The sequence below is a fragment of the Cedecea lapagei genome (genome assembly GCF_900635955.1).
Classification (GTDB): Bacteria; Pseudomonadota; Gammaproteobacteria; order Enterobacterales; family Enterobacteriaceae; genus Cedecea; species Cedecea lapagei.
Map to the genome: position 1 here is coordinate 3,226,725 of NZ_LR134201.1, position 15,486 is coordinate 3,242,210.

Genomic DNA, 15,486 nt, shown 5'->3' on the forward strand with positions numbered 1-15,486 from the left:
TCGGTATGGCACCTTCACCGACGCCCGCCACCAGCCGCGGTGAGCAGGCTAAAAATGCGCTAATCGCCGCCGCCATCGCGCAGTTCGCCGAGTATGGAATGCATGCCACCACGCGCGACATCGCCGCTCAGGCCGGACAAAACATCGCCGCCATCACCTACTATTTTGGCTCGAAAGAGGCGCTGTATATGGCTTCGGCTCAATGGATTGCCGACTTCATCAGCGGTAATTTTCACGAGCATGTCGCCGCCGCAGAGGCCCTGCTGAGCCAGGCCGAACCGGACAAAGAGAAGATACGCCATCTTATTCACACCGCGCTGGGGCAGATGATTACCCTGCTGACCGCTGACGATACGCTCAACCTGAGTAAATTTATCTCCCGCGAACAGCTCTCTCCCACCGCCGCGTATCAGCTTATTCACCAGCAGGTTATCGAGCCTATGCACGCTCTGCTGACCACGCTGGTTGGGCACTACAGCGGGCGGGATCCCTTAGATACCGACACAATTTTGCACACCCACACGCTGCTCGGCCAGGTGCTGGCCTTTCGGCTTGGGCGAGAAACTATCCTGCTGCGCACCGGTTGGCCGCAGTTTGACCAGGCCAAGGTGCAGCAAATAAGCCGCGTGGTAATGAGCCACGTTGATTTCATCCTGCAGGGATTATCCGCAGACAGAGGAGACGCTAGTGATGAAGAATAAGAAGCCGGTGATTGCCGTCATTGTCATTTTAGCGCTCGCGGCGGCGGCGGTTGGTGGCTGGAAATGGTACCAAAGCACGCAGAACAGCGAGCTAACGCTGTACGGCAACGTGGATATCCGCACCGTTAACCTCAGCTTCCGGGTGGGAGGTCGACTCGCGGCGCTTGAGGTTGACGAGGGCGATGCTATCAAAGCCGGCGAACCGCTGGGGCTGATTGACAAAGCGCCTTATGAAAACGCCCTGCGTCAGGCAGAGGCAAACGTGGCGGCAGCCCAGGCGAAATACGATTTAATTATTGCGGGCTACCGCGACGAAGAGATAGCTCAGGCTGCCGCCCAGGTCAATCAGGCCCAGGCCGCTTATGATTATGCGCAAAACTTTTACCAGCGCCAGCAGGGGCTATGGGCAACCAAAACCATCTCGGCAAATGATTTAGCCAACGCCCGCTCCTCAAGCGACCAGGCAAAAGCCACGCTGAAAGCGGCGCAGGACAAGCTGAGCCAGTACCGCAGCGGCAATCGCCCGCAGGAAATTGCTCAGGCTCAGGCCAGCCTGCAGCAGGCAAAAGCGCAGCTGGCGCAGTCTCAGCTCGACCTGCAGGATACCACCCTGCTTGCCCCTTCTGACGGCACGCTGTTAACCCGAGCGGTTGAACCCGGCAGTATGCTGAACGCAGGCAGCACGGTGCTTACGCTCTCACTTACCCACCCGGTGTGGGTCCGCGCCTATATCGACGAAACCAATCTTGGCCAGGCAAAACCCGGCAGCGAACTGCTGATTTATACCGATGGCCGCCCGGATAAGCCCTACCACGGCAAGGTAGGTTTTGTTTCACCTACCGCTGAGTTCACCCCCAAAACCGTTGAAACGCCGGACCTGCGCACGGATTTAGTCTACCGCTTACGCATTATTGTCACCGATGCAGATGATGCGCTGCGTCAGGGGATGCCGGTCACGGTGACATTCAACGGCGGAACGCAGCATGAGCAGCCGTGATGCGGTCATTCGCCTGCAAGGGTTGGTAAAACGCTTCCCCGGGCTGGAAAAGCCGGCGGTCGCCAGCCTGGCGTGTGACATTCATGCCGGGGCGGTGACCGGGCTGGTTGGCCCCGACGGCGCGGGGAAAACCACGCTAATGAGGATGCTGGCCGGGCTGCTGCAGCCCAGCGAAGGTACGGCATCGGTTATCGGCCTCGACCCTATTAAGGACGATCGCGCCCTGCACGCAGAACTGGGCTATATGCCGCAGAAGTTTGGCCTGTACGAAGATTTAACGGTGATGGAAAACCTCACCCTCTACGCCGATCTGCGCGGCGTAACCGGTGAAGAGCGTAAAAGCACCTTTGCCCGGCTGCTGGAGTTTACCTCTCTGGGGCCGTTTACCGGACGCCTGGCGGGCAAACTCTCCGGCGGAATGAAACAAAAACTTGGCCTCGCCTGCACCCTCGTCGGACAGCCGAAAGTGCTGCTGCTGGACGAACCGGGCGTGGGCGTTGACCCTATCTCGAGGCGTGAGCTGTGGCAGATGGTGCACGAGCTGGCGGGCGAAGGGATGCTGATTCTGTGGAGCACGTCATACCTGGATGAAGCCGAGCAGTGCCGGGAAATATTGCTGATGAACGAGGGGGAACTGCTTTACCACGGTGCGCCTAAAGCGCTAACGCAGAAGATGGCCGGACGTTCGCTGCTGATCAGCCATGAGCGGGAGAACAATCGCCAGCTTCTGCAGCGGGCGCTGAAGCTACCGCAGGTCAGCGACGGCGTTATTCAGGGGCGCTCGGTACGGCTGATCCTGGCTAAAGAGGCGAAAGTGAGCGAGCTGGCAAACGCGCTGAATATCCCTGAGTCCAGCCTCAAAGAGACAGACCCGCGCTTTGAAGACGCCTTCATTGACTTGCTGGGCGGTGCCGCCGCTAACGAATCTCCCCTCGGCGATATTCTTCACACCGTAGACGGCGAATCCGGCGAGACGGTTATCCAGGCGGAAGAGCTGACGAAAAAATTCGGTGATTTTGCGGCAACCGACCACGTGAACTTTGCCGTCAAGCGCGGCGAGATCTTCGGGCTGCTTGGTCCGAACGGCGCGGGGAAGTCGACCACCTTCAAGATGATGTGCGGTTTGTTAGTCCCCACTTCAGGGAAGGCGCTGGTGCTGGATATGGACCTGAAAACCAGCTCAGGCAAGGCGCGCCAGCATCTTGGCTACATGGCGCAGAAATTCTCACTCTACGGCAACCTGACGGTAGCGCAAAACCTGCGTTTCTTCTCCGGGGTTTATGGCCTGCGCGGGCGCGCACAGCAGGAGAAAATAACCCGCATGAGCGAGGCATTTGCGCTGCAGCCGATCGCCAATAGCACCACGGACTCGCTGCCGCTGGGCTTTAAGCAGCGCCTGGCGCTCGCCTGTTCGCTGATGCATGAGCCGGACATTCTGTTTCTCGATGAGCCGACCTCAGGCGTTGACCCGATTACCCGGCGCGAATTCTGGCTGCATATCAACAGCATGGTTGAGAAAGGCGTTACGGTGATGGTGACCACTCACTTTATGGATGAGGCCGAATACTGCGACCGCATAGGACTGGTCTACCGGGGCAAGCTGATCGCCAGCGGCACGCCTGACGATCTGAAGCAGCAGATCGCGGATGACGAGACGCCAGATCCGACTATGGAGCAGGCGTTTATCGGGCTTATTCACGAATGGGATAAGGAACATAGCGATGAACGACCATAGCCAGAGAGTCTCGTGGCGACGGGTCCGCGCCCTGTGCGTTAAAGAAACGCGGCAAATTGTACGTGACCCCAGCAGCTGGTTAATCGCCGTGGTTATCCCTCTGCTGCTGCTGTTTATCTTCGGCTACGGCATCAACCTGGACTCCAGCCGCCTCCACGTCGGCGTCCTGATTGAGCAGCAGAGTGAAGAGGCGCTGGATTTCACCCACGCCATCAGCGCCTCGCCCTTTATTCAGCCCACGATAAGCGATAACCGCGCGCAGCTTGTAGAGCTGATGCAGGCCGGGAAAATTCGCGGTCTGGTGACCATCCCCACCGACTTTGCGCAGAACATGGCGCGCCCCGGCGCCACGGCACCGATCCAGGTGATAACCGACGGCAGCGAGCCAAATACGGCGAACTTTGTGCAGGGCTATATGCAGGGGATCTGGCAGCTCTGGCAGCAGCAGCGAGCGGAGGATCGCGGCGAACATTTTGAGCCGCTGATTGACGTGCAGCTGCGCTACTGGTTTAACCCCGCCGCCATCAGCCAGCACTTTATTATCCCCGGCGCGGTGACCATCATTATGACGGTCATTGGCGCCATACTGACCTCACTGGTCGTCGCTCGTGAATGGGAGCGCGGCACCATGGAAGCTCTGCTCTCAACCCAGGTGACGCGCACCGAACTGCTGCTCTGCAAGCTGGTGCCTTACTACGTGCTGGGGATGCTGGCGATGCTGCTCTGTATGCTGGTGACGGTATTTATCCTCGCCGTGCCGTGGCGCGGTTCACTGATTTTGTTGTTCCTGATAACCAGCCTGTTTTTACTCAGCACGCTGGGCATGGGGCTGCTGATTTCGACTATCACCCGCAACCAGTTCAACGCCGCTCAGGTGGCGCTTAACGCCGCGTTTTTACCCTCGATCATGCTGTCAGGCTTTATTTTCCAGATAGACAGCATGCCGGCGATTATCAGAGCGGTGACCTATGTCATCCCGGCTCGCTACTTCGTCAGTACCCTGCAAAGCCTGTTTCTGGCCGGGAACATCACTTCGGTGCTTATCGTCAACACGCTGTTTTTAATTGCCTCGGCGGTGATGTTTATCGGCCTGACGGCGCTGAAAACCAAACGCCGGCTCGATTAAGGGAGAACGCATGTTTTATCGTTTATGGACGTTAATTCGCAAAGAACTGCAGTCGCTGCTGCGCGAACCGCAGACCCGCGCCATCCTGATTTTGCCGGTGCTGCTGCAGGTCGTTCTGTTTCCGTTTGCCGCGACGCTCGAGGTGACTAACGCCACCATCGCCATCTATAACGAGGATAACGGTAACCACTCGATTGAGCTAACCCAGCGCTTTGCCCGCGCCAGCGCCTTCAGCAACGTGTTGCTGCTCAAAAGCCCGCAGGAGATCCGGCCGACTATCGATAACCAGAAAGCGTTGCTGCTGATTCGCTTCCCGGCCAATTTCTCGCGCGATATCGCCAGCCAGCAGCCGGCGAAGCTGCAAATCCTGCTCGACGGGCGTAACTCAAACAGCGCGCAGATCGCGGCCAATTATCTCCAGCAAATCGTCAATAACTATCAGCAAGAGCTGATGACAGGGATGCCAAAACCAAACAATAGCGAGCTGACGATCCGCAACTGGTATAACCCAAACCTGGATTACAAATGGTTTGTTGTACCGTCGCTGATTGCCATGATAACCACCATTGGCGTCATGATCGTCACCTCCCTCTCCGTCGCCCGTGAACGTGAGCAGGGTACGCTCGACCAGCTGCTGGTTTCACCGCTGGCTACCTGGCAAATCTTTATCGGCAAGGCCGTTCCCGCGCAGATCGTCGCGCTGGTTCAGGCCACCATCGTGCTGGCGGTGGGGATCTGGGGCTACCACATTCCCTTCTCCGGTTCGCTGCTGCTGTTTTACTTCACGATGATTATCTATGGACTTTCGCTGGTAGGGTTTGGGCTGCTGATTTCCGCCCTCTGCTCAACCCAGCAGCAGGCGTTTATCGGCGTTTTTGTCTTTATGATGCCGGCGATTCTGCTCTCCGGCTATGTCTCGCCGGTTGAAAACATACCGGTTTGGCTGCAGGAACTAACGTGGATAAACCCGATTCGCCATTTCACCGATATCACGAAGCAGATTTACCTGAAGGATGCGAGCTTTGGGATTGTCTGGCAGAGCCTGTGGCCGCTGCTGGTGATTGCGGCCACAACCGGATCAGCGGCGTACTGGATGTTTAGGCGCAAGATTGCCTGATTTGTCTTTCGCCAGCAGAGAGTAAATAGCCGGCCCCGCAAGCATCGCCAGGCCGGCCAGCGCCAGAAGAAAGTGGCTCTGTACCACACGTGACAGCAGCCACAGGGCGATCATGGCGTTGCCGAAATACCAGGTGGTGGTCAGCTCTTCGAGAAAGTCGCCGATGTCGCGCAGCAGGCCGGAATGAAAACGCTGGAAGATAAACATCATCACTACCGTGACAACATAAAGCAGGCACAGCCCTACTCCCACGGGGATAAGAGTCGCGGTTTTCCAGCCAACGAGCAGGGCAGCGACCACAGCAAGATGCAGCATAATCTGCCAGCAACCCAGTCCGGTTCTCACTCTTACACGTTGTTGCCACTTCATGTTTTATCTCCTGGAATATTTCTTCCTGTTAATCAGAGTACGCAAGTGTACGGAAATTTCCTCAATACGCCCCCTTTTTGTGACAGGTATTGCAATATATTTCCGTTCAGGCAGGCAAAAGTGCTGGGAGGAAAAGCAAAACTGCGGGGGAATCGTCCCCTCCCGAAGGAGAGGACGCGGACCTGTTAGCGGCGGTTACCGAAGATGCGCAGCAGCATCAGGAACAGGTTAATAAAGTCCAGATACAGCGTCAACGCACCGAGAATGGAGTACTTACGCAGCATCTGCGAGTCGCGAGTATCAATCTGCTCGCCGATGTTTTTCAGTTTCTGAGTATCGTAAGCGGTTAAGCCGACGAACACCACCACGCCGATGTAGGTGATTGCCCACATGAGCGCATCGCTTTTCAGCCAGAAATTAACCAAAGAGGCGAGAACGATACCGATCAGCGCCATAAAGAGCATATTGCCGAAGCCGCTCAGGTCGCGTTTTGTGGTGTAACCATAGAGGCTCATGGCGCCAAACATCCCGCCAGCCACTACAAAGGTGCTGGCAATAGAGGAATAGGTGTACACCAGGAAAATGCTCGCCATGGTCAGCCCGGTTAGCGCCGAGTAAAGCATAAACAGCGACGTTGCCACGCCAGCGCTAAGCTTGTGCACCATGCCTGAGAGCACAAAGACCAGCCCCAGTTGAACGATAATCAGGCCAAAGAAGGTGATTTTACTCGAGAAGACAAACTCCATTACCGCCGGGGTATTTGCGGCATACCAGGCAATAAAGGCGGTTAAAAGCAGGCCGCAGGTCATCCAGCCATAGACTTGCGCCATGAAGGTCTGAAGGCCCGTATTGGCACGCTGCACGATAGTCTCATTGGGACGCGGGAATCGGTCCATGATGCTTCCTCTGTGTTGTGAATTTAGCTTCTGACGCGAGCGGTTTGGCTCACCCGCTTTAAGATTAACACATCCCGCTGGCCACGTAGCCTACCAGCGGTTAGCCGCCTGTTTATCACTGTCTCTCGCTTCGACCCAGCGCTCGCCCTCTTCCGTTGCCTCACGCTTCCAGAACGGGGCTCGGGTTTTAAGATAATCCATGATGAACTGAGCGGCTTCAAAAGCTGAGCTACGGTGTGCGCCCGTCACCCCGACAAAAACAATTTCGTCGCCGGGCCACAGTTCGCCAATACGATGAATTACGGTGACACGCTGAAGCGGCCAGCGGCCTCTGGCATCAGCCACGATTTCGGCCAGCGCTTTTTCGGTCATCCCCGGGTAGTGTTCGAGCGTCAGAGCGCTAACGCTATCGCCAAGGTTGTGATTCCGTACTTTGCCGGTGAAGGTCACGACCGCGCCGTCTTCGTCGCACTGCGAAAGCCACTGATACTCTTCGCCGACGTTAAAGTTCTCCCGGCCAACAACAATACGCGTGCTGTCCACTTAGCCCCCTGTTACCGGTGGAAAGAAAGCAACTTCGTCACCTTTCGCCAGCGGATGGTCAAAGCTCACCAGCGTTTGGTTAACCGCCGCCAGCAGCTTGCCGGGCTCCAGAGCCAGCGCCCAGCGGCTGCCTCTGGTCGCCAATGCCGCACGCAATTGCTCTACGTCGCTGTAGGTTTCATCCAGCGCCAGGCTGTCGCAGCCGACCAGCTCACGTACCTGAGCAAAAAAAAGAACATTAAGCATCGCGTTCCACCCTGAAGTCACCGGATTTGCCGCCGCTTTTTTCCAGCAGGCGCACCGGGCCAATAACCATGTCTTTTTGTACCGCTTTGCACATGTCATAGATGGTCAGAGCCGCCACAGAGGCCGCCGTAAGGGCCTCCATCTCCACGCCGGTTTTACCGGTCAGGCGGCACAGCGACTCAATACGAACGCGGCTGTGTTCACCCTGCGCCTCCAGCTGCACTTCTACTTTGCTCAGCAGCAGCGGATGGCACAGCGGGATCAGTTCCCAGGTGCGTTTCGCGGCCTGAATACCCGCGATACGCGCCGTGGCGAAGACATCACCTTTATGGTGGCTGCCGTCAACGATCATCGCCAGGGTTTCCGGCTTCATGGTAATAAAGGCTTCCGCCCGGGCTTCGCGTACCGTTTCAGCTTTGGCGGATACGTCCACCATATGCGCTTCTCCGGCGGCGTTAATGTGGGTCAGTTGCGACATAGCTTATTTCTTAAGGTGTGGGTGGAAATTGCAGGGGCGCTGACGGGCATCCAGCTGAGGCTGAATAATATTTTCCCAGGCAGTGCGGCAAGCTTTGGTTGAGCCAGGCATGGCGAAAATCAACGTTTTGTTGGCCAGGCCCGCCACGGCGCGAGACTGCAGCGTAGAGGTGCCAATTTCTTCAAACGAGAGCATGCGAAACAGCTCGCCAAAACCTTCGACCTCGCGGTCAAACAGCGGAAGCAGCGCCTCTGGCGTCTGATCGCCGTCCGTAAACCCGGTGCCGCCGCTGATCAGTACAACCTGAATCTGCTCATCGGCAATCCACTGCGACACCGCCGCACGGATGGCATAGCGGTTTTCTTTGACGATGGCTTTATCCACCACCAGGTGCCCCGCTTCCGTGGCAACCTCACGCAGATAGTGCCCTGAGGTGTCATCTTCTTCACCACGACGGCTGGAAACCGTCAAAATAGCAATACTTGCCGGGATAAACTCTGCGCTTACCTGACTCATCGATATTCTCCTTGTGGGCAGGCTTCAGCCGCCGATATACGACAGATTTTGGGTGATGCCGGTGTTACCGTCATGCAGGAAATGGGTTTGCTTTTTCTGCGCCAGCGCGGAGGCGATTCGCCCCTCCAGCTCGCCTTGCTGAGCGTCATCCGCCAGCAGATCGCGGAGCGCTATTCCCTGTTCGCCAAAAAGGCACAGATGCAGGTTGCCGACGGCAGAGACGCGCAGCCGGTTGCAGCTGGCGCAAAAATCTTTTTCGTACGGCATGATGAGCCCGATTTCCCCTTCGTAGTCGGGGTGGCAGAAGACCTGTGCAGGGCCATCGCTCCGCTGACGCAGCTGGTGAACCCAGCCGCGCTCAAGCAGTTGGTCGCGAATGATTTTGCCGGAGATATGGTGTTTGCGGAACAGCGTACCGCCGTCGCCGGTCTCCATCAGCTCGATAAAACGAAGCTGAATAGGACGAGGTTTGATCCAGGCGAGGAAGGTCTCCAGCTGGTTGTGATTCACATCACGCATCAGCACGGTGTTGACCTTCACGCGCTCAAAACCGGCGTTAAAAGCGGCATCAATCCCCTCCATGACCTGACGGAATTTATCCTGGCCGGTGATGGCATGAAACTGGCGGGCATCGAGGCTATCGACGCTAACGTTGAGGGCTGTCAGCCCTGCATCGCGCCACGCTTCAACATCTCTGGCCAGCCGATAGCCGTTGGTGGTGACGGCAAGCTGGCGAATAGAGGGGTTTTCACGCACCGCGGCGATGATGTCGGTAAAGTCGCGGCGCAGAGAGGGTTCCCCGCCGGTCAGGCGTACCTTTTCCGTCCCCAGGGCCGCAAAAGCTCGGGTGACACGGCGGATTTCATCGACGTTGAGGAAGCTTTTATTGGCCACGCCGTGGGGTTTGTAGCCATCAGGCAGGCAATAACTGCAGCGAAAGTTGCAGACGTCGGTAATTGATAAGCGCAAGTAATAGAACTTACGCGCAAAAGCATCGGTAAGCTGGGACACTGAGTACACCTTTCCAAATACGGGAGATGCAGTCATTTCTTCCTGCACCCTGGCAACCTCACGGGCTGCGGCCAGGGCACCTTATCTTACGACTTAGGCACCAGGGCTTGAGTGTGTGTTACTGGGATAGTAGCGCGACATGCTGCTCCGCGCCATATCAGTTTTCGCTATATAAATCCATACATAACGAGATTATTGCTTAATTTCGCTACAGAGTACTTAAAAAGATAACTTTTACCTTGATATGCATCATTATCCGCAGAGCAAGAATCGTCTTTTTAGCGCTTTTACGCTACCTTAAGCGCCTGTATGCCTCTTAAGGATTATCTTTTCTATGCGTAATCGCACGCTTGCAGATCTTGATCGGGTAGTCGCGCTGGGCGGTGGCCACGGTCTCGGTCGCGTCATGTCATCGCTCTCTTCCCTGGGTTCACGTTTGACCGGCATCGTAACCACAACCGACAACGGCGGTTCAACCGGGCGTATTCGGCGTTCGGAAGGCGGTATTGCCTGGGGAGATATGCGTAACTGCCTGAATCAGTTGATCACCGAACCGAGCGTGGCATCAACTATGTTTGAGTACCGTTTTAGCGGTAACGGCGAACTTTCAGGTCATAACCTCGGAAACCTGATGTTAAAGGCGCTGGATCACCTTAGCGTGCGCCCTCTCGAAGCAATAAATTTAATTCGCAACCTGCTTAAAGTGGATGCGCAGCTGATCCCTATGTCAGAACACCCGGTCGATTTAATGGCGACCGACGACGAGGGCAATACCGTTTACGGCGAAGTGAGTATCGACCAGCTGCTTAACCCGCCGCAGGATCTGGCGGTTTATCCCAAAGCGCCGGCTACCCGAGAAGCCCTTGAGGCCATCGCTGAGGCCGATTTGATCCTGATTGGCCCCGGGAGTTTTTATACCAGCCTGATGCCCATCCTGCTGCTCCAGGAGATGGATCAGGCGCTGCGCCGTACGCCGGCCCCGATGGTGTACATCGGAAACCTGGGTAAAGAGCTCAGCCCCGCAGCGGCAAGTCTTTCACTGCGTCAAAAGCTTGAGCTGATGGAACAACATATAGGTAAACGTGTTGTGGATGCCGTGGTGGTTGGCCCCCAGGTCGACGTCAGCGAAGTCAACGACAGGCTGGTGATTCAGCAGCCGCTGGAGGCCAGTGATATTCGATACCGCCATGACCGCCAGCTGCTGCGGGCTGCGTTAGAAGAAGCCGTACAGCGGCTCGGGTAAATCTCGCAGATTATGAAGCGGCGATAAACAGTTCGCGCAGCTTGTGGAGCTGGTCGCGGATCTGCGCCGCCTCCTCAAACTCCAGATTCTGCGCGTGCTCGAGCATCTTCGCTTCAAGCTGGTGTATTTTCTGCTGCAGCGCTTTCGGCGTCATCACGATTTCATCGTCTTCAATCACGCTGCGCGCTTTAGTTTTGACCCGCCCTTTGGTTTTCGCCATGCCCTCGCCAAGCTGCAGAACGTCCACCACACGCTTATTAAGGCCCTGCGGGGTAATACCGTTTTCTTCGTTGTAACGCTGCTGTTTCTCACGACGGCGCTCGGTTTCGCCAATTGCTTTGGCCATCGACGGCGTAATTTTATCGCCATAGAGAATGGCTTTACCGTTGACGTTACGCGCTGCACGCCCAATTGTCTGGATAAGCGAACGTTCGGAACGTAGGAAGCCTTCCTTGTCTGCATCCAGAATCGCTACCAGCGACACTTCAGGCATATCGAGCCCTTCGCGCAGCAGGTTTATCCCTACCAGCACGTCAAACTCCCCGAGGCGCAAGTCACGGATAATCTCCATACGTTCTACGGTGTCGATATCCGAATGGAGATAACGAACACGTTCGCCGTGCTCCTCGAGGTATTCGGTCAGATCTTCCGCCATACGCTTCGTCAGTGTGGTCACCAGCACGCGTTCGTTGATGGCCACGCGCTTACGGATTTCCGAGAGCAGATCGTCCACCTGAGTTCCCACCGGGCGTACTTCAATCACCGGATCGAGCAGGCCGGTAGGACGAACAACCTGATCAACAATATCCTCGCCGGATTTCTCAAGTTCGTAGTTACCGGGCGTAGCGGAGACGTAGATAGTCTGCGGGGCAAGCGCTTCGAATTCTTCAAATTTTAGCGGACGGTTGTCCAGCGCTGACGGCAGGCGGAAACCATACTCCACCAGCGTCTCTTTGCGCGCGCGGTCACCACGATACATGCCGCCAATTTGAGGAATGGTGACGTGGGACTCATCCACCACCAGCAGGCCATCAGCGGGAAGGTAGTCAAAGAGCGTTGGCGGCGGCTCTCCGGGACCACGCCCGGAGAGATAGCGTGAGTAGTTTTCAATCCCCGAGCAGTAGCCCAATTCGTTCATCATCTCGAGATCAAACTGGGTACGCTGGGCAATGCGCTGTTCTTCCAGCAGTTTATTATTCGCCAGCAGGAATTTACGACGATCGGCCAGCTCCACCTTGATGTCTTCCATCGCCTGCACAATACGCTCACGCGGCGTGACGTAGTGCGACTTAGGGTAGATGGTGAAACGCTGAATGGTTTGATCGATCTGTCCGGTAAGCGGATCAAACAACGACAGCCTTTCGACCTCTTCGTCGAACAGCTCCACGCGAAGCGCGAGGTCGTCGGACTCTGCCGGGAAGATATCCACCACCTCACCACGTACGCGGAAAGTCCCTCGCTGGAATGCCTGATCGTTTCGCGTGTATTGCAGCTCGGTCAAGCGTCGCAGGATCGCACGCTGGTCAATGATCATGCCCTTCGTCAGGTGCAGCATCATCTTCAGGTATAAATCCGGGTCACCCAGGCCGTAGATAGCCGATACCGAGGCCACCACGATAACGTCACGGCGTTCAAGCAGCGCTTTCGTCGCCGACAGGCGCATCTGCTCGATGTGTTCGTTGACCGAGGCGTCCTTTTCGATAAAGGTGTCCGAGCTTGGAACATAAGCTTCAGGCTGATAGTAGTCGTAGTAGGAGACAAAAAACTCCACCGCGTTATCCGGGAAAAACTCTTTCATCTCCCCGTAAAGCTGCGCCGCCAGCGTTTTATTCGGTGCCAGTACCATGGTCGGACGCTGGAGGTCAGCAATCACGTTTGCCACGGTGAAGGTTTTACCGGACCCCGTCACGCCCAGCAGCGTCTGGTGCGCCAGTCCGTTTTCAAGCCCATCTTTCAGGCGAAGAATGGCTTCAGGCTGGTCGCCAGAAGGCTTAAATGCAGAATTCAGTTTGAACGCTTTACTCATGAACGGGCTACCTGATGAAGAAACGAGCGGGCCGGAGAGTAATTTTACCCGGCAACGCGATTTTTGCCAGTAGAAAACTGTATAAAACACCAGTTCCTCTTTTTAGCACGCCTGCTAACGGCCGCATTTTGCCATTTTGTTTGCCCACAATTTCACCCTTTGCCAGTCAAATCTCCAGCCACCAGCGGTTATCCCCAAATTTTTTCGGCTTTTAACATTTGTCAAGGGAGGTCAGTGAGCCTCAGGCCCTTTGTTTGACACTTTTATTGCAGCAGTTGATTTTATTTAAAGCATTGAATTTAAATAGATATTTCACAAAGACCGGTTTCGCGTCAATTTGCCCGCAGGCCGCGCCCGCTCTCGCTTTCGTTAAGTTTTCTAACTCTAATACACAAGGTTATCCACAGGAATAGTGGATAACTGCTGCCAGCCCTTTTGGCTAGCCACTCAGAAAAAACCCCAAACTTTCTGTGTCGGGGGCGAAAAAAAAATTTCACTAATTTTTTTGCTTTTATTCATGCGATTTCGCTATACCCGGCCACCTTGAGCAAGATCCCGAAATCGAGATATATCCTGAGCTTAAAAGGCCTTTTATTGCACCAAACTCGCCCCTGCCGGCACCGGCCAGGTGCAGCGAAGCGCCGGACGGTACTCTCCCTCCCCGCCGACCGGAGACAAAACTCAGTTTTGTCCTGGATAGCGTGATGTTTACAGGTGTTATCACCAAGCTGGCAAGCTAATTGCAGCATATCAACAGGGAAAGCCTCCCCCCAACCAAGGAGATGAACCATGCTGAGCTTACGCGCTGTGAATCAGTTCTACGGTGACAATCATATATTGTGGAATCTCGACCTGGAGCTGACGCCTGGCGAATGCACCTGCGTGATGGGCGCGCCCGGGCAGGGAAAAACCACTCTGGTAAACTGCATTACCGGCTACCTGCCCGTGCAAAGCGGCAGCATGCTTTGGCAACAGGCGGGATTGCCCCCGGAAGAGCTGGTCAATAAGCCCGTTGAGCGCCGCACGGCCCTCGGCATCGGCTACGTTCCGCAGGACAGACGCATTTTTTCCCAGCTTAGCGTCGAGGAAAACCTGCAGATAGCAATGATGGCGGGTTTTAAGGCTCCCCGCGCCATCCCTGCGCTTATCTATGACCTTTTTCCTGAGCTGTACGGCCTGCGGCAGATGAAAAGCGGCGAACTCCACGCGGATATGCAGCAGCAGCTCGCACTCGCCAGAGCGCTGGTTTTACAGCCTAAGCTGCTGATACTGGATGAGCCCACCCTCGGCGGTGGCCAGCGCCTGATCGCTGAAATGGGCAATCTTATTCGTCGCCTGAACCGTGACTTAGGCCTTACCATTCTGCTGGTTGAGCAGCGGCTGTCGTTTATACGCCGGGTTGCAGACAGGTTTTGCCTGCTCCACAAGGGCAGGAATGTTGCTCAGGGAAACGTCTCTCAGCTGGATGATAGCCTGGTGGCGGGCTGGCTCGAGCCTTGAGCACTCGCTCCACTACAGCTTTTCCAGCCGCGCCTGGAATGCCGGATTAAGGGCGGTCAACGCCCGACGAAGGTTGCACTGGCGAGTGACTTTTGCAATATCCAGCAGCGGCGCGGGTATGGACTTCACGCCGGTATTATTCAACCACTGTAACACCGCTTCGAGGTTCCACAGCGCGGTTTTCCCGTCATGCATTGGCGTCGGAAACGCTTCGCGGGAGACCATTATCTTTCGGATATACTGCCGTGACACCCCCAACAGTTCGGCGACGTCACTCAGCCCGACCAGGTCAGGTGCGGCTTCCACCAGCGAAGCGTCCGGAATAAGACGAGAGACATCCTTCAGCGCACTCAGCAACGCCTCTTCTGCACAGCCGGCTTCCCGGGTAAAGTTAAGGGCGATGCGCCCCGTGACCCCGATACCAATCAGGGCATCATCGCAGCCCCCTGCCCCCAGCATGCTAACCCACTGTTCCGGATCCTTTTGGCCATGGGGCAGATTAAAAATAAGCGTAAAGGTGTATTCCGCCATGATGCATTCTCCTTGTTAGTGCAGGGCGCTGCGGGAGGCTATATTTGCGCATCCATCCACAAGCCTACGAATTTGCCGGGCATGGTTCTCTGCGTTTCGCGGCGTACTCCAGATGCAGCTGATACAAAACTCCCCGCAGCGGCAGGCTTTATCGTTCCACGGGCAGTAAAGCTTTCCCCAGCAGTGAGAGCCGCCCTCTTTGATCCGCCATCCCTGAAATTCGGCGTAGCTTAATGCCGCCTCTATCTCTTTTTGCGGGTGCCGTTTTCTTGCCATATCTCCTCCGGCTAAAAAAGCATCTCATAATGATTGTCATATGACAACTTAAATTGTGAAATACTTTATCCTTGTTACCGGTGGGGCAAAATATTTGTTTTTGAGGAATATGCTAAAGCGGGAGACAGCGCGAAACGCCGCTGCGAGCGCGGCTTTTGTTGCGTCAGTCCTGCGG

General features: G+C 55.9%; 17 protein-coding genes and 1 riboswitch. Of the genes, 7 read left to right on the top strand and 10 right to left on the bottom strand.

Annotation, left to right across the window (positions count from 1 at the left end):
• Positions 1–5 precede the first annotated feature (5 nt).
• From cecR to EL098_RS15615, 5 genes are read left to right on the top strand one after another with little or no spacing between them, the layout of a single operon-like run.
• On the top strand, positions 6–701 hold the full coding sequence (gene cecR / locus EL098_RS15595; protein WP_126357082.1) for a transcriptional regulator CecR: 696 nt from the start codon (positions 6–8) through the stop codon (positions 699–701).
• Positions 691–1,698 carry a secretion protein HlyD gene (hlyD, locus tag EL098_RS15600; protein WP_126358471.1) on the top strand — a complete coding sequence of 336 codons (1,008 nt, stop codon included), beginning with the start codon at positions 691–693 and terminating at the stop codon, positions 1,696–1,698. The genes cecR and hlyD overlap by 11 nt, the downstream gene beginning before the upstream one ends.
• A complete protein-coding gene (locus tag EL098_RS15605) occupies positions 1,685–3,433 on the top strand; it encodes an ATP-binding cassette domain-containing protein (RefSeq protein ID WP_126357083.1) in 1,749 nt (582 codons plus the stop codon). Before hlyD ends, EL098_RS15605 begins: the two co-directional genes overlap by 14 nt.
• Complete coding sequence (locus tag EL098_RS15610) at positions 3,420–4,559, top strand: ABC transporter permease (RefSeq protein WP_126357084.1); 1,140 nt, start codon at positions 3,420–3,422, stop codon at positions 4,557–4,559. Before EL098_RS15605 ends, EL098_RS15610 begins: the two co-directional genes overlap by 14 nt.
• Before the next feature lie 10 nt (positions 4,560–4,569).
• The gene (locus tag EL098_RS15615; RefSeq protein ID WP_126357085.1) at positions 4,570–5,676 is read left to right on the top strand and encodes an ABC transporter permease; all 1,107 of its coding nucleotides are present in this window, start codon (positions 4,570–4,572) and stop codon (positions 5,674–5,676) included.
• Here the strand turns inward: EL098_RS15615 and EL098_RS15620 are convergent.
• The 7 genes from EL098_RS15620 to moaA all read right to left on the bottom strand — a co-directional run bounded on the left by EL098_RS15620 (position 5,638) and on the right by moaA (position 9,771).
• On the bottom strand, positions 5,638–6,045 hold the full coding sequence (locus EL098_RS15620) for a YbhQ family protein (protein WP_126357086.1): 408 nt from the start codon (positions 6,043–6,045) through the stop codon (positions 5,638–5,640). The two genes, EL098_RS15615 and EL098_RS15620, sit on opposite strands and share 39 nt — an antisense overlap.
• A gap of 185 nt (positions 6,046–6,230) precedes the next feature.
• On the bottom strand, positions 6,231–6,941 hold the full coding sequence (locus tag EL098_RS15625; protein ID WP_126357087.1) for a Bax inhibitor-1/YccA family protein: 711 nt from the start codon (positions 6,939–6,941) through the stop codon (positions 6,231–6,233).
• Positions 6,942–7,031: 90 nt separating this feature from the next.
• Complete coding sequence (gene moaE / locus EL098_RS15630; RefSeq protein ID WP_126357088.1) at positions 7,032–7,484, bottom strand: molybdopterin synthase catalytic subunit MoaE; 453 nt, start codon at positions 7,482–7,484, stop codon at positions 7,032–7,034.
• Positions 7,485–7,730, bottom strand: coding sequence for a molybdopterin synthase sulfur carrier subunit (gene moaD / locus EL098_RS15635; protein ID WP_126357089.1), 246 nt, complete (start codon positions 7,728–7,730; stop codon positions 7,485–7,487).
• Positions 7,723–8,208 (bottom strand): cyclic pyranopterin monophosphate synthase MoaC, encoded by a 486-nt coding sequence (moaC, locus tag EL098_RS15640; RefSeq protein ID WP_126357090.1) that lies wholly within the window; start codon positions 8,206–8,208, stop codon positions 7,723–7,725. Before moaC ends, moaD begins: the two co-directional genes overlap by 8 nt.
• 3 nt (positions 8,209–8,211) lie before the next feature.
• On the bottom strand, positions 8,212–8,724 hold the full coding sequence (gene moaB / locus EL098_RS15645) for a molybdenum cofactor biosynthesis protein B (protein ID WP_126357091.1): 513 nt from the start codon (positions 8,722–8,724) through the stop codon (positions 8,212–8,214).
• Positions 8,725–8,748: 24 nt separating this feature from the next.
• Positions 8,749–9,771 carry a GTP 3',8-cyclase MoaA gene (gene moaA, locus EL098_RS15650; RefSeq protein ID WP_164716881.1) on the bottom strand — a complete coding sequence of 341 codons (1,023 nt, stop codon included), beginning with the start codon at positions 9,769–9,771 and terminating at the stop codon, positions 8,749–8,751.
• Positions 9,727–9,861, bottom strand: a riboswitch (molybdenum cofactor riboswitch). (Overlaps the previous gene by 45 nt.)
• Positions 9,862–10,069: 208 nt before the next feature.
• Between moaA and EL098_RS15655 the strand changes: the two genes are divergently transcribed.
• Entirely contained in the window at positions 10,070–10,978 is a 909-nt protein-coding gene (locus EL098_RS15655; protein ID WP_126357092.1) for a gluconeogenesis factor YvcK family protein, read from the top strand.
• 10 nt (positions 10,979–10,988) lie between these two features.
• Here the strand turns inward: EL098_RS15655 and uvrB are convergent, their stop codons facing one another.
• Complete coding sequence (uvrB, locus tag EL098_RS15660) at positions 10,989–13,004, bottom strand: excinuclease ABC subunit UvrB (protein WP_126357093.1); 2,016 nt, start codon at positions 13,002–13,004, stop codon at positions 10,989–10,991.
• A 789-nt stretch (positions 13,005–13,793) separates the two neighbouring features.
• Between uvrB and EL098_RS15665 the strand changes: the two genes are divergently transcribed.
• Positions 13,794–14,504, top strand: coding sequence for an ABC transporter ATP-binding protein (locus tag EL098_RS15665; RefSeq protein WP_126357094.1), 711 nt, complete (start codon positions 13,794–13,796; stop codon positions 14,502–14,504).
• A gap of 12 nt (positions 14,505–14,516) precedes the next feature.
• Here the strand turns inward: EL098_RS15665 and EL098_RS15670 are convergent, their stop codons facing one another.
• On the bottom strand, positions 14,517–15,035 hold the full coding sequence (locus tag EL098_RS15670; RefSeq protein WP_126357095.1) for a helix-turn-helix transcriptional regulator: 519 nt from the start codon (positions 15,033–15,035) through the stop codon (positions 14,517–14,519).
• Positions 15,036–15,050: 15 nt separating this feature from the next.
• Positions 15,051–15,311 carry a hypothetical protein gene (locus tag EL098_RS15675; RefSeq protein WP_126357096.1) on the bottom strand — a complete coding sequence of 87 codons (261 nt, stop codon included), beginning with the start codon at positions 15,309–15,311 and terminating at the stop codon, positions 15,051–15,053.
• Positions 15,312–15,486: the final 175 nt, after the last annotated feature.